Source organism: Paenibacillus thiaminolyticus (assembly GCF_003591545.1).
GTDB lineage: Bacteria > Bacillota > Bacilli > Paenibacillales > Paenibacillaceae > Paenibacillus_B > Paenibacillus_B thiaminolyticus_A.
Genome location: NZ_QYZD01000013.1, coordinates 131,224 through 144,453 on the forward strand (window position 1 = coordinate 131,224; position 13,230 = coordinate 144,453).

At 55.0% G+C, this 13,230-nt stretch carries 9 protein-coding genes and 3 riboswitches; of the genes, 4 read left to right on the top strand and 5 right to left on the bottom strand.

What is annotated here, in order from left to right; translation table 11 throughout:
- Positions 1–14 precede the first annotated feature (14 nt).
- Together DQX05_RS30855 and DQX05_RS15740 are read left to right on the top strand one after the other, a co-directional pair.
- Entirely contained in the window at positions 15–176 is a 162-nt protein-coding gene (locus DQX05_RS30855; RefSeq protein WP_182914776.1) for a hypothetical protein, read from the top strand.
- A gap of 339 nt (positions 177–515) precedes the next feature.
- Positions 516–2,129, top strand: a complete 1,614-nt coding sequence (locus DQX05_RS15740) for a PASTA domain-containing protein (protein ID WP_119794502.1) — start codon at positions 516–518, stop codon at positions 2,127–2,129.
- A gap of 103 nt (positions 2,130–2,232) precedes the next feature.
- Here DQX05_RS15740 and gcvPB read toward each other — a convergent pair whose 3' ends face one another.
- The 3 genes from gcvPB to gcvT are packed head-to-tail and all read right to left on the bottom strand — an operon-like array spanning position 2,233 to position 6,166.
- Entirely contained in the window at positions 2,233–3,690 is a 1,458-nt protein-coding gene (gcvPB, locus tag DQX05_RS15745) for an aminomethyl-transferring glycine dehydrogenase subunit GcvPB (protein ID WP_119794503.1), read from the bottom strand.
- Positions 3,687–5,045 carry an aminomethyl-transferring glycine dehydrogenase subunit GcvPA gene (gcvPA, locus tag DQX05_RS15750; protein ID WP_119794504.1) on the bottom strand — a complete coding sequence of 453 codons (1,359 nt, stop codon included), beginning with the start codon at positions 5,043–5,045 and terminating at the stop codon, positions 3,687–3,689. Before gcvPA ends, gcvPB begins: the two co-directional genes overlap by 4 nt.
- Positions 5,042–6,166 carry a glycine cleavage system aminomethyltransferase GcvT gene (gcvT, locus tag DQX05_RS15755; protein ID WP_119794528.1) on the bottom strand — a complete coding sequence of 375 codons (1,125 nt, stop codon included), beginning with the start codon at positions 6,164–6,166 and terminating at the stop codon, positions 5,042–5,044. Before gcvT ends, gcvPA begins: the two co-directional genes overlap by 4 nt.
- A gap of 88 nt (positions 6,167–6,254) precedes the next feature.
- Positions 6,255–6,365, bottom strand: a riboswitch (glycine riboswitch).
- A gap of 3 nt (positions 6,366–6,368) precedes the next feature.
- A riboswitch (glycine riboswitch) is annotated at positions 6,369–6,464 on the bottom strand.
- A 160-nt stretch (positions 6,465–6,624) separates the two neighbouring features.
- Positions 6,625–6,732: riboswitch (glycine riboswitch) on the top strand.
- A gap of 169 nt (positions 6,733–6,901) precedes the next feature.
- Between gcvT and gcvH the strand changes: the two genes are divergently transcribed.
- Entirely contained in the window at positions 6,902–7,291 is a 390-nt protein-coding gene (gcvH, locus tag DQX05_RS15760) for a glycine cleavage system protein GcvH (protein ID WP_119794529.1), read from the top strand.
- Positions 7,292–7,428: 137 nt separating this feature from the next.
- Positions 7,429–7,599, top strand: a complete 171-nt coding sequence (locus DQX05_RS30860; RefSeq protein WP_182914777.1) for a hypothetical protein — start codon at positions 7,429–7,431, stop codon at positions 7,597–7,599.
- A gap of 54 nt (positions 7,600–7,653) precedes the next feature.
- Here DQX05_RS30860 and DQX05_RS15765 read toward each other — a convergent pair whose 3' ends face one another.
- Together DQX05_RS15765 and DQX05_RS32855 are read right to left on the bottom strand one after the other, a co-directional pair.
- Positions 7,654–8,478: a DUF2935 domain-containing protein gene (locus DQX05_RS15765; RefSeq protein WP_119794505.1), complete on the bottom strand. Its 825-nt coding sequence runs from the start codon at positions 8,476–8,478 to the stop codon at positions 7,654–7,656.
- 169 nt (positions 8,479–8,647) lie between these two features.
- Positions 8,648–13,195: a S8 family serine peptidase gene (locus DQX05_RS32855; protein WP_119794506.1), complete on the bottom strand. Its 4,548-nt coding sequence runs from the start codon at positions 13,193–13,195 to the stop codon at positions 8,648–8,650.
- Positions 13,196–13,230: the final 35 nt, after the last annotated feature.

Here is a 13,230-nt window from a genome sequence, read left to right on the forward strand (position 1 = left end):
AGGAATGTCTGTTGATGACCAAGAAGCAGAAGAAGCAATCCGGTCCGGCCTTCGCGCCCGGCATGGAACTGGATAACTTGAAAGAAAAGGCGACTCCGGAAGAAATTGAACGCGGCGACTCGACTTGCGTTACCAATCTCATTCTGGATCGGACCGGTGACGATAACGAAGGTTAATGAGCTGAGCCTTGAGCCTCCCTGCGATGCCGAAGAGCATGCTGGGCGGCTCTTATTTATAATGGAAGAAAGCCGAAGCGGTTATTAGAAAATAGACACGGTGAACGAAAGCAGTACTATGGAAAATAATGATAACCGGGTTCGATAACGGACTTCTGTGGAACTATGCTATACTGAAAACCGTAATAGTAAATTGTCTCTTACTAGATTTGCTTGGGGGCGCAACCGAACGGCAAGTTCGGCCGTCTAATATAGGGGAGCTTTGCAAAACGGCAGCCGATGCCTCATAATGACACAAGGGGGCACAACGCCTCTTACCATGGAAAAAGGAGTTACTGTATGAGCACTTACATAGCAGAACGTTATCAGCTGAATTCCGTCATCTTTCACTTGGGCGGCGGCATTCTCTATGAAGCCGTCGATATGTCTTTGCAGCGCGACGTATTTATTTATGTTGTAGAAAATACGGATTCGGGCCGCGCAGACGAGTACCGTACCGCATTCGGGAATGTATCGCATTTTTCCAATAATCGATTTTTCCATATGCTGAATGCAGGCATGAACGGAGAGGACTTCTACGTTGTTTTTATGGCGTACAGCGGCATGCCGTTAGTGAAGTATGCGCAGCGGCACGCCTTGAGCTCGGAGAAGGTGCTGTCCATGATCTACGAACTGGGCACCAGCATTCAGGAAGCGCTGGAGGAAGGGGTCAGCCGATTCCCGGTTACGATTGATAATGTGTGGGTGACGGCGGACAATCAACTGATTATTATGAACTACTGGACCCAGGCCGAGGAAGGGGAGCACGGCACCATCGCCTTGTACCGGCTGCTGTATCAGCTATGTACGCTTCATCCGCATGTCCCTTTGCAGTTCGATGTTGTCGAGACTCGCTTATATGGCGCGTTAAAGGACTTGAATGAAGCGCAGAGAGATTTGGCTCTGAAGCTGATGAGGAAGGTGCACGCGGGAGATGCATCGCTGTTCACCTTCATGGTCGGGCTGCGGGAGATTATGGAGCAGCCGGAGGTGCCGATGCAGGCAAGCCGCGACGTGACGACGCCCGTTTTCACGGCAGCTCCTCCGCTTGAGGAATTGCGGCCCCAGCGTCCTCTTGCCGAATCCGAACCGTATGATGTGGAAGCGGATGAGGAACTGGCCGAAGAAGAGGATGATGATGAATACGAGCGCAAGGAGGCCGCTTCCTTCAACGGAAGCAAGATGCTGCTTATCGTTGCCTGTGTGTGCGTCTTTTTCGCAGTACTGGGCGGAGCCGTCATCTGGGCCAATTCGCTCTCCAAAGACAATGAGACGGCAGCGGTGACCGAACCGGGAATGACGCAAGGAGCCGACTCTGACACCTCGGGGGAGCAGCCGGACGGCAGCGGCGATAATTCTGATAATGATGCTATTGTTCCGGATGGCGGCGATAATGGTTCCGTTGTTGAACCGGATACGCCTGCCGGCTCGAACGGAGGCTCTTCAAGCTCGAACACGGATAGCGGCAGCAGTGCCGGTCAAGGGTCACAGCAGCCGGATACGAATCCGGGGACGACAACCCCAACCCAGCCGGATAATACGCAGCAGCCGGGCACAACCGATCCCGGTACGGTGCCTTCGAGGCCTGGAACGACAGATCCAGGAACGACTCCGCCGGGAACAGGGATGCCAGACACGGGAGCGCCGACAGATCCGGCGAATCCGGGGACGGATACGCCTCCTGCTGAAGCGGGACAGACGGGTGAAGGAGAGGTACAGGTTCCGAGCTTGATTGGTCTGACGCTGGAAGAGGCGGAAGAGCAAGTGAAGGCTGCGGGTCTTCGCTGGTCGTATTTCAAGGAGAACAGCGAGGAGCAGCCGGCTGGCCAGATCTTCAAGCAGGAGCCGGAAGCAGGCGCAGCGATTAAGAAGGGCGAACGAGTCACCTTCTATATTAGCCGGGAACAGCAATAAGGTGCGGAAAAGAGGGAGAACTGCCTATCGATGAGGCAGTTCTCCCTTGCTGTCTCTATAAGAACAGAAGCCCTCGCCCCAGGCGCGAAGGGCTTCTTCTTCGTTAATTGCAAGCGCAATTCAAGACCGGCTTGCGGGCGGCCAGCGTCTCGTCCAGCCTTCTCACATCGGTGTGATGCGGCGCATTAAGCAGCAGATCCGGCTGTTCTTCTGCTTCCTTCGCAATCTGAATCATCGTGTCAATGAAGGTGTCGAGCGTCTCCTTGCTCTCGGTCTCCGTCGGCTCGATCATCATGCACTCCTCGACATTGAGCGGGAAGTAGATGGTTGGCGGATGGAACCCGAAGTCGAGCAGCCGCTTGGCGACGTCCAGCGTCCGCACGCCATATTGCTTCAAGCCGTTGCCGGAGATGACGAATTCATGCTTGCATACGCCCGGATACGGCACTTCGAAATACGGCGCCAGCCGGTGCATCATGTAGTTCGCGTTCAGCACCGCGCATTCGGATACGCGGCGAAGTCCGTCCGGCCCGTATGTGCGCATATAGGTGTACGCGCGGACGAGAATGCCGAAGTTGCCAAGGTATGCTTTGACCCTTCCAATCGAGGTTGGCCGTTCTTCTTCGAATCCGAAGCTGCCATCCTCCTTCTTCACGATGAGCGGCTTCGGCAAGTATGGCTTCAGGATGCTCTTGACGCCGACCGGGCCGGCTCCGGGACCGCCGCCGCCATGCGGCGTGCTCATCGTCTTGTGCAGATTCAAATGCACGACGTCGAAGCCCATATCTCCCGGGCGGGTGATGCCCATGATGGCGTTCGAATTCGCGCCGTCATAGTAGAGCAGGCCGCCGGCTTCGTGAACAATATCGGCAATCTCCAGGATATGTTCCTCGAATAAGCCGAGCGTACTCGGATTGGTCAGCATGAGTGCGGCTGTATCCGGACCGACGGCTGCCCGCAGAGCTTCGAGATCGACGAGGCCCCGCTCATCCGATGGGATCGTAATCGTATCGAGGCCAGCGGCCGTCGCGCTCGCCGGGTTCGTCCCATGCGACGAGTCGGGAACGATAACCTTGGTGCGGGTCTCGCCCTTGCTCTCATGGTAGGCCCGGATCATCATGAGGCCCGTCCATTCCCCGTGGGCGCCTGCAGCAGGCTGAAGCGTCACCTCGTCCATCCCCGTAAGTTCGGCAAGGTCCTGCTGGAGGGTGTACAGCATTTCCAGCGCGCCTTGAATGCTCTCAGCGGGCTGATACGGGTGAATCTTCGCGAAGCCGGCCAAGCGGGCGACATCTTCGTTAATCTTCGGATTATACTTCATCGTGCAGGAACCGAGCGGGTAGAAGCCGTTGTCGATGCCGAAGTTGCGGCGCGACAGCTCGGTGTAATGGCGGATGACATCCACTTCATACACTTCCGGCAATTCCGCCGGCTGCTGGCGAAGCATGCCCGCTGGTATCAATTCTTCGATATCCCGCTGCGGTACATCGCATTCAGGCAATGAATATGCAGTCCGCCCCGGCTTGCTCAGCTCGAAGATCAGCTTTTTCTCCGGTTTCATACAGCACCCTCCAATCGTTCGGCAAATTGATCGATTTCCGCCTTGGTCCGGCGTTCCGTCACAGCGACAAGCATATGGCCCGACAGCTCCGGATAGTAACGGGATACATCCAGGCCCCCGATGAACCCTTCCTTCATCAAGGCGGCGTTCAAGGCGGTCGGACAGACGCTTTCCGGCAGCTTGACCAGGAATTCATTGAAGAACGGCGAGGTGAACGGCAGGGACATGGCCTTCGATTGCGCGATCCGATCGGCAGCGTAATGCGCTTTTTGGACGTTCAGATTCGCGACCTCGCGGATGCCGGATTTGCCCATGACGGACAAATAGACGGAAGCGCTCAAGGCCAGCAGCGCCTGGTTCGAGCAAATGTTGGATGTCGCCTTCTCGCGGCGGATATGCTGCTCGCGGGCTTGCAGCGTCAGCACAAAGCCCCGCTTGCCGTCTATAGCCTTGGTCTGGCCGACAATCCGGCCAGGGATGCGGCGCATCAGCGGCTCGGATACGGCGAAGTATCCGCAGGTCGGACCGCCCAGCGAGGAGGCGATGCCGAACGGCTGAGCATCTCCGACGACGACGTCGGCGCCAAGCTGTCCCGGGCTCTCCAGCAGGCCGAGCGACAGCGGATTGGCGCTCATAATAAGCAATCCTTTGCGCCCGTGAATCATCGGTTCGATGGCCCGCACGTCCTCGATGCATCCGAAGAAGTTAGGCGACTGGACGATGACCGCAGCCGTGTCGTCCGTTATGAGCGCCTCCAGCTTCTCCAGATCGGTCAATCCGTTCGCATCGGGCGCCTCTACAATCTCCAGACCGAGCCCGCGGGCGCTCGTATGCAGGATCTGCCGCGCTTCCGGATGCACGGTGCGCGAGACGACGACCCGCTTGCGCTTCGTGACCGCGCTTGCCATCACCCCGGCTTCCGCCAGCGCGGTCGCCCCGTCATACATGCTCGCATTGGCCACCTTCATGCCCGTCAGTTCGCATATATAGGATTGGAACTCGAATATGGCCTGCAGCTCTCCCTGGCTAATTTCCGGCTGATATGGCGTATAGGCGGTATAGAACTCGGAACGGGAGATAACGTGATTGATGACGACCGGAATATGATGGTCATAGATGCCGGCGCCAAGGAAGCTCGCATACTGATCGAGGTTGGCGTTGCGGCCGGCCAGATCCTGCATATGGCGCAGCAGGGCCGCTTCGTCCAGCGCCTCGGAAATCGGAAGCCGTCCCTTGTAACGAACCGCTTCCGGAATGTCGCGGAACAGCTCCTCGATCGATGCAGCGCCGATCGTGGCGAGCATGTCCCGCTCGTCCTGCTCGGTCATCGGGATATAGCGATGTGTCTTGGTCATGAAGGCGAACCTCCCTTGGTTGTAGTAGGGCGTTGATAGAATGGAGCGGCGACGACGCGGGCCTTGAGCCGCTTGCTGCGAATCTCGACTTCCAGTTCGGTATCCAATTCGGCGTATGGCGATTCAATCAGCGCCAGTCCGAGATTGCGCTTCAAGGTAGGGGATTGCGTGCCGGACGTCACTTCGCCGATTAGCTTATCGCCTGCATAGACGGGATAATGGGTCCGCGGGATGCCGCGATCGATCAATTCAATTCCGGCCAATCGGCGGGGAACGCCTTCTTCCTTCTGCTTGGCGAGCGCCTCTCTCCCGATGAACTCCCCTTTATTCAGCTTCACGCACCAGCCAAGCCCAGCCTCCAGCGGCGTAATCTGCTCAGACAGCTCCTGGCCGTACAGCGGCAGCTTCGCTTCGAAGCGAAGCGTATCTCTGGCTCCCAGGCCTACCGGAACGAGCCCGAACGGTTCTCCTATTCGCAGCAGCTCCGTCCATAGATGAGGCGCATCGTCAGCCGAGATATAGAGCTCGAACCCATCCTCGCCCGTGTAGCCTGTGCGCGAGACAAGAGCTTTAACGCCGCATACTTGGGCATCGGATAGGAAGTGAAACGCTTTCAAGCTGCTGACAGGGGCTTCGGTCGCTTGCGTCAAAATGGACAGCGCCTGCGGTCCTTGCAGCGCCAGCAGGGCGGTGCGGGAAGACGCGTTATCGATACGGACGCCTTCCTCTGCATGGTCATGCAGCCATTGGACAACCTTGTCCGTGTTGGACGCGTTAACGACCAGCATATAGTGATCTTCGGCAAGACGGTAGACGAGCAGATCGTCGACGACACCTCCATGCGGATAGCAGAGCAGGGAGTACTGCGCCTTGCCGTCTTCCAGCTTGGACAAGTCATTCGTCGTCATCTTTTGCAAAAAGGAGATTGCGGCAGGACCGCTCACAAATAGCTCGCCCATGTGCGACACATCGAACAGGCCGGCCTGCTGCCGTACGGTCTCATGCTCCCGCTGGATGCCGCTGAATTGCACCGGGAGCTCCCAGCCGCCGAAATCGATGCAGCGGACGGAAGGGTGTTCAGCATACTTCGGAAATAGGGGCGTGCGTTGTAATGTGGACATGACATCACCTCGATATGGATAATGAATGGACTCAAAAAAGGACAAGGCGAAAAAAGGCCGCTCCGCTTCCGGCGGATGCCTTCTTACGCTCTGTCCTGTGTACCTGAGAGTTACCTCATGATCTTCCGGCTTCCGTCTGCTGAAGCCGGCCCATAAGTTTCCCCTTGGGTGACCCGCTTGAAGCGGATGCTCTCCAGAGGCGCGTCCGGTAAACGTCCTTTTGCCTGAGAGATTCACCCGTAGCGGGCTTACTCCTTCGGCGTTACTGTCTCGCAGTAATCTCTCCCTTTACCATCATTCGCAATGTGCAATTGTCATACCTCCATTATTACTCGAACCTTCCTGACATTGTCAATCCATTTCTGCGAACTTCTGCGAAAATGATTCTCATATTGACATAGCGGGGAAGCTGAACTACGCTATAGATGTAAATTTTGAACAGTATCACATACCGCGAATGAAGACGAACGGGAGAGACCGGGTTCCAAGTCCCGGCACCGAAGGAGCAAGCCGCCGAACTGCCGTGTCGGCGAGGAATCTCTCAGGTAGAAGCACCGTCGTCCGACGCACCTCTGGAGAGAGCGTACAGCCGCCCAAGGGGAATACCGGCCTGCCGTAGGCAGGCGGGCAAACTCTCAGGCACCCGGGACAGAGAAGAGGCGAATGAGTCTTTGATCTGTCTTTTTTGCTGTGCCGGCTAATTGCGATAATAATGAGAGAGGAATGAGCGTGAACATGAGCGAAGTGAAAGAGAATCTGTTGTACAGCGAGGAGCATGAATGGGTCGTCGTCGTCGAAGGGCGAACCGTGCGCATCGGGATTACCGATCACGCACAAGCTGAGTTGGGAGATATCGTATTCATCGAGTTCCCGGAGATTGGAACCGCTTTATCGGCAGGCGACAGCATGGGATCGATCGAGTCGGTCAAGACGGTATCGGAGCTGTACTGCCCGGTCTCGGGAACGGTGACGAAGGTCAATACCGATCTGGAGGATAGCCCCGAGAAGGTGAACAGCGAACCGTATGAAGGCGGCTGGCTTGCCGAGGTGGAGCTGGATGCCGAGCCGGAGGAAGCGATGAAGCATTTGCTCAATGCGGAGGGGTACCGGAAGCATATCGAGTAGGGTATCGCCCGCACCCCCGGCTGCAAACCGATACGGATGTATGAACATGAGAATAACCGAACATCTATGAATAAAGCGGCGCTCCTTCTCGCATACTAGCTGTGTACATGAGTATATGCGAAATGGAGAGTTGCCGAATGAACAACCAAGAACATAACCGCGACCAAGCGACGAAGGCGGAAGTGCAGACGACGAAGCTGAACAGAATGCCGGACGTCGAGGGCCAAGATGCCGAGTTCGGAGCCAATCTGGAAGGCGCTCAGCAGAGTCAAGCCGCACGCGATGCGGATACGAAGCTGTCTGAATAATACGCGTATCCAGCACCGCAAGCCCCCCCCAGTTCCTGGAACTGGGGGGTTGCTTTATCCTTGAACCCGCGGCGTGGTCGGATCGCATTCCGGAGAAGGGACAGCGCCGGTCAGGGCCAATTTGATCAGATAGTAGCATTCCTCCCGCGCCATATGATCCGGCATCAGCGGGCTGATGACATCGAGTGTCTCCGCGCTTAGATCCATTTCCTCCAGCTCTAGCAGGAATTTCGTGAACAGCTTAATCTCCAAGTTCACATCGCGGTGGAACCGCTCCATCGCAGGGAAGCGGCGAAGCTGGGTCCGCAAGTAGCCGACCATTTCGACCGCTTTTTTGTAATAATCATCGAAATGCTTCTCAAATTCGCGGCTCTTCTCGATCAGCCGCCTCTCTACCGCATCCAGGTTCGACGCGATGGCCGATGCATGGCCGGAAGCGTCCGACAGCCATACCAGATCATAATGAAGCGAATCGAACAACGGCACCGCCTTCCCGGCCCGAACGGCATCGAGAATATAAACATACTCTTGCAGCTCATTGAGCATATGGTTGAAGAAGGTTGGCGGAAGATGCACGGTCACTTGGCGGAGCAGCGACCTGCGCAGCAGATCAAGCTTGAAATTTTTCAATTCCATCGTTGCGGCATGCGCTTCGTCAGCGATGGCCAGGGCTTGGGAATCTGTGGAGGCTTGGCGGGCTTGGTCCAGGAGCTGATCGAACCGCCGGATAAATTCATTCGCCCGGCGAATGTCTTCCGTTTCCCGTGGCGATAGGGCGTCCAATATGAAGCGGGAATGATCTCCCAATATTTGCAGCCAGAAGCGGTGCTCGAACAAGAGCGAGCCGGCCGGAGCGGCCAGGATCTGATGACTATGCATATGCACTCTCCTTTGCGGTTGGTGGAGGCTGAATCGGTTCTATTGTCATCTTATGTTTAACGGATTGTCTCGCATGCCATTTCTCGTCTTCCCTGCCCGCAAGACGCCACAACCGCTGTCCCTTAGGGACAGCGGTTGTGTCATGGCCTCGTCAGGCCGGTATTAAGTATTACGATTCCGATTGCAGATCGAGCAGCACGAGGGCGAGCACCGTGGCTGCCTGGGCACGGGTTGATGTTCCCTCTGGAGAGAACTTGTTGCCGCCCATGCCTTTAATATAGCCGCGGCTTACCGCAACTGCGACGGCGGCACGGGCATCCGCACCGATCTTCGCCTGGTCGGCAAAGCCGAGCGCCGGAGCGTCAACGGTCTTCAACTGCAGCGCCTGCACCAGCATAACGACCATTTTCTCGCGTGTCAGCGGGTCACGCGCACCCTGCTCGGCAATACGGTCGTTCCAGGTCTTGCCGGAACCGGTAAGACGATCGAGCAGCGAGGCGAATTCCGCTTGGGTCACCAGATCGTTCGGCTTGAACGTATTCTGGCTGCCCTTGCCTTCGATTAACTGGTGAGCGGCTGCGAGCTCGACCTTATCTTTGGACCAATGCGCTCGAATATCGTCGAACGTTTTGGAGAATTCCTGCGCCGTATAGGCTCCGAGCGACACCGTAGTGAAGCGGACGCCGTCCTTATCCCAACGAACGCCAGGCTTGTAGTACGTCCACGCTTCATTCGCATCCTTGCTGTAGACGCCTACCTTGCGGGCATCCTTCACGGCGGAGGAGCTCCATTTCAGACCGATTCGGATCGGCTTAGTCACGGTCTCCTTCTCGCCTTGGACGGTCAGTCCCGGAGCGACCTGTCTCAATGCGGACGCTTGCTCTCCTTCCGTCAGCGGCGCGAGCGCCAGGCGTACGGTCAGATCTCCATTTTTCCCGATAAAGTCAACGAGCGACTCGGCAGGAATGAACACTTCAGAGTCTTTCCCGGACAGCAGCAGCGCTTTGTCCGAGGCGGTAAGCTTCTCGGCGAGCACGCGGGTGAACCGGATATCCGACAGATTGACATCATTCCAAGCGAGATCCGAAATATCCAGCTTCACTTCAGTCGCTTCCTTGTCGTTCAACTGCGAGCTAATCGCAGTCGAAGATACAAGCAACAATCCCTGCTTCTTGCCATCCTTCTCGGTTACCGTGAAGGTGCCCGATTTCAAGGTCTTCCCGGCCGGCTGCGATGGAGTGGAGGAGTAGGAGCTGCTGGAAGACGAGCCGCCTGAGCTTGGGCCAGGCTCAGGTTTTGGTTCAGGTTTTGGTTCAGGATCTGGCGGTTTTGGCGCGTTCACAATCTCAATCCAATCCGGCGCTCCGTATACGAGTTTTACAGGTTCAATACTTTCTAGCTCCAATTTAACCAGCCAGAACTTGTAGGCTCCAGGATCCTTGCTTGAGAATACTACGGTGCCAAAGGTGCCATCTCCCGAATACGCCGCAGATGACGGCATGCTGGTTGTCGCCACGATAGCCTTCAACTTATCGGTAACTTCGATGGTCTTGTAATCAAAATCAAGCTTCACATCAGGATAATGCTGCTGTGTATAGGTTACAAAGGTAACGCTAGGCTCAACACGAACATCTGTTAATGAAGCATCATAAACCAAAGCGTAAGATGCAGAGTATACTGCTTCAGTTACAGAGAAGCCGACATCTACCTTGAACTCGTCTCCGGTAAACGCTTGTTTTTTCTCTGTCTTCACATTGGCATAGACTGCATCCGGATCAAAGTCGAATGAAATCGTCCGGGACGGGGTCTCATATCCGTTCTTGACGTAATCCCATGCATAAATGTCAAATTTATTGAGTCCGTCCTTCAGATGCGGGATGTCGATGGTGAAGATGCCGTATGAATTAATGTTGACCTTATATTCTTCATTTGTATCCTTGTTGACGGCCTTCATCTCAATGAAATCCTGAATCGGGGAATTCACATATTCCACAATTGAGTCGTAGACAGTCCCTGTAATTTTTCCTTTGCGTTCCTGCGGATTATCTACCCGAATCACCGGCTCATCAATCTTGACTTGAGGAGGCGTACTATCGATCAGGAAAAGAGTGCGCAGTTTATCCAAATGTTCGCCTTTAACAACAGGCACCATATAATATAAACCGTCTTTCGGAGTGGCGGAATTGTCCCCAACCAGACTTCCGTCCCAATCGACAGGCAAAATGCCCGGGTTTTGTTCGGATGTATTTACGTGCGCATCCCCAATTACTTTGCCATTCAAATCCAGGACGGTTAATTTGAAATCGGTGATTTTCTTGTTGGCTTGGATGCTTACCTTTGTCGTACTATGTTCGGGATGCCCGTTCGGCGCAAATATCATGGGATTAATCTCAATCCCCCCGATAGCGGGCACTTCAAATTGTTTGCCGACGTACACGCTCACAGGAAGCCTGATGTCGTGGCCGCCATCGCCTGTCAAAATGACATGCCCTTCGTAATTCCCATTAGCGTTGGGCGGCAGCTGCAATGTTACGTCAAATGTTTGCTCCGGGCTCACGGTGTTCACACTAGGTGTTAATGTTCCCCCATCGCCTGGCCAATTCACGGTGATCGAATAATTCTGGTCTCGGTTGGCAACTCTTTTTAGCCGGATCTTCTTCGTTAACGAAGTGTCAGGGGAGGCAGGACCGAACGATAGGCTGCCCGTTTCATATTCGAACGGTGCCCCCGGTTTATCTTTTACCGCGACGCTCGCTGTCTCTTGCACCAAGGCGATCGCCGGAGCCTCTATGCTGCGCTTCAGGTCAATCCGGCCAGCACCTTGTTCCGTCAGTTTATAAAGTTCCCCCGTACGATCCTTCAGATCTACGGCATTATTCATCATCAATGCTTTGATGTCATCTGGAGTCAGATCAAGGTTATTCTTGCGGGAATACTCCACTAGCAATGCGGCAGCTCCCGCGATATGCGGCGCGGCCATACTCGTACCTTGCGAGCTTCCGTACGCATTCTCGTAATTGCCGTCCCAGGCCGGGACGGATGAAGTGATACCGACGCCCGGCGCGGCAATGTCCGGCTTAATCGTATAGTCCGGCAGCGCAGGACCACGGGCGCTGAAGGAGCCGAGCATATCTTTCTCCTCGACATCGGTGCGGACAACCTTCTTCACCGAGCCGGACGTAATATAATTTTTTAGGATAAGTCCGTCGGCTTGCGAAATGGTGTAGGTAGGAGCGAATTCATCGGCATCCCCTTTGCCAAGAGTCGCGCCCAGTTCGCCAGCTTCGTTGTTGAAAATGATGAGCGCGGCGGCTCCGGCCTTTTTGGCGTTTCTCGATTTGTCCCCGAAGCTGATGCCGCCGCGGGAGACGACCACGAGTTTCCCTTTTACGGCTTTGTTTTTATAATCATCTGGTTTTCCTAATCCGGCATAGACCGCTTCAAGCGGGGTATCAACGGCCAGTACCGGAGATGAAGTAGCAAGCTTCGAGAAAAACTTTTTATCCAGACTCTCGACCTCAAATACTGGAGTCATCACAGGAGGATAAGAGGCGGCAACGGATATGGCCGCATGGGCTCCTCCCGGACTTCCCAGCGTGAGCGGCTTCGGTCCGTCATTGCCCGCAGCGACGACTACGACGACACCGGCTTTGGTTGCATTGTCCAACGCCACGGAATGGGCGGTATATTGGAAGTTGTAATCGGCGCCGAGCGACAGATTGATAACATCTACTTTATCTTTATATACGGCGCGCTCAATGCCGCGTACAATGTTTTCCGAAGATCCTTTGCCATATGGCCCGAGAACGCGATAAGCATACAGATCTGCCTCTGGAGCGACGCCGCGTACTTTGCCGCTATCGCCGGGTTTATCGTGATTTCCTCTCCCGGCAATCGTTCCTGCGACATGCGTGCCATGGGTCGTATGATATTCTTTTCCGTCGATAATGGGCTTTGATTTATCCGGTCTTGTCTCCATCGGATCAGGTGTATCGCCAACCAAATCGTACCCACGTATATAGGCGTCTTTCAGACTCGGATGGTTGTAATCGACGCCGGTGTCAAGCACCCCGACTTTGATGCCTTTTCCCTCTAAGCCGAGATCCTCCCACAAATGCTTCGCCCCCATATGGGGCGCACTTTTATGCATATAGGTGCTGTCGCCATGAGCGCTCGGCTCGTTCGGAATCGCTTGGATTTCCACGTTCGGGAAGACGGCCTTCACGCCAGGAATTGTCAACAAATCATCCACTTTGTTGGCCGGGATACTGATCGAAAATCCATTAAATACATTGTTGAACTCGTAACGGATTGAGGCATCCAGTTGGTTAAGTGCGGTGCGGAATTGCTGATGCTCTTGCCGGATATCGCTTTCCACATCGTTTGCGAACAAGGAGTATGTATTCGCGGCCTGAGCTTCTGCTACTTTTAACGGTTCATTTTGCAGTTCTACGATAACGGTAATAATATCGTTACTGTCAGAAGGCGGTACAAAGTTTTGCGGTGTGATGCCAGATAAGTTCAGTTCGGAGTTGCGAGGAAGTTGCAGCTTGGTTGCGAGCTGATCCTTTATTTGGCTTTGGAGTTGTTGCTTCGTCTCTGATGCGGACCAGTCCATTTTTTCAGTTGCGCCCGATACTCCCGGAAAGACCATGCCGGCAAGCAGCAAGGCGCTAAGGACCAAAGACATGAGTTTGCGGAATGAATGAAGTCTCAAACGTAAGCCTCCTTTTTATTTTACTGTCGGGTTAA

What these genes read in the sequence shown, in the direction of transcription:
- gcvT (WP_119794528.1), bottom strand. Translation starts at nt 6,166, where the DNA reads ATGTCCACATTACAACGCACGCCCCTATTTCCGAAGTATGCTGAACAC.
- gcvPA (WP_119794504.1), bottom strand. Translation starts at nt 5,045, where the DNA reads ATGACCAAGACACATCGCTATATCCCGATGACCGAGCAGGACGAGCGG.
- DQX05_RS15740 (WP_119794502.1), top strand. Translation starts at nt 516, where the DNA reads ATGAGCACTTACATAGCAGAACGTTATCAGCTGAATTCCGTCATCTTT.
- DQX05_RS15765 (WP_119794505.1), bottom strand. Translation starts at nt 8,478, where the DNA reads ATGCATAGTCATCAGATCCTGGCCGCTCCGGCCGGCTCGCTCTTGTTC.
- DQX05_RS30860 (WP_182914777.1), top strand. Translation starts at nt 7,429, where the DNA reads ATGAACAACCAAGAACATAACCGCGACCAAGCGACGAAGGCGGAAGTG.
- gcvH (WP_119794529.1), top strand. Translation starts at nt 6,902, where the DNA reads ATGAGCGAAGTGAAAGAGAATCTGTTGTACAGCGAGGAGCATGAATGG.
- gcvPB (WP_119794503.1), bottom strand. Translation starts at nt 3,690, where the DNA reads ATGAAACCGGAGAAAAAGCTGATCTTCGAGCTGAGCAAGCCGGGGCGG.
- DQX05_RS30855 (WP_182914776.1), top strand. Translation starts at nt 15, where the DNA reads ATGACCAAGAAGCAGAAGAAGCAATCCGGTCCGGCCTTCGCGCCCGGC.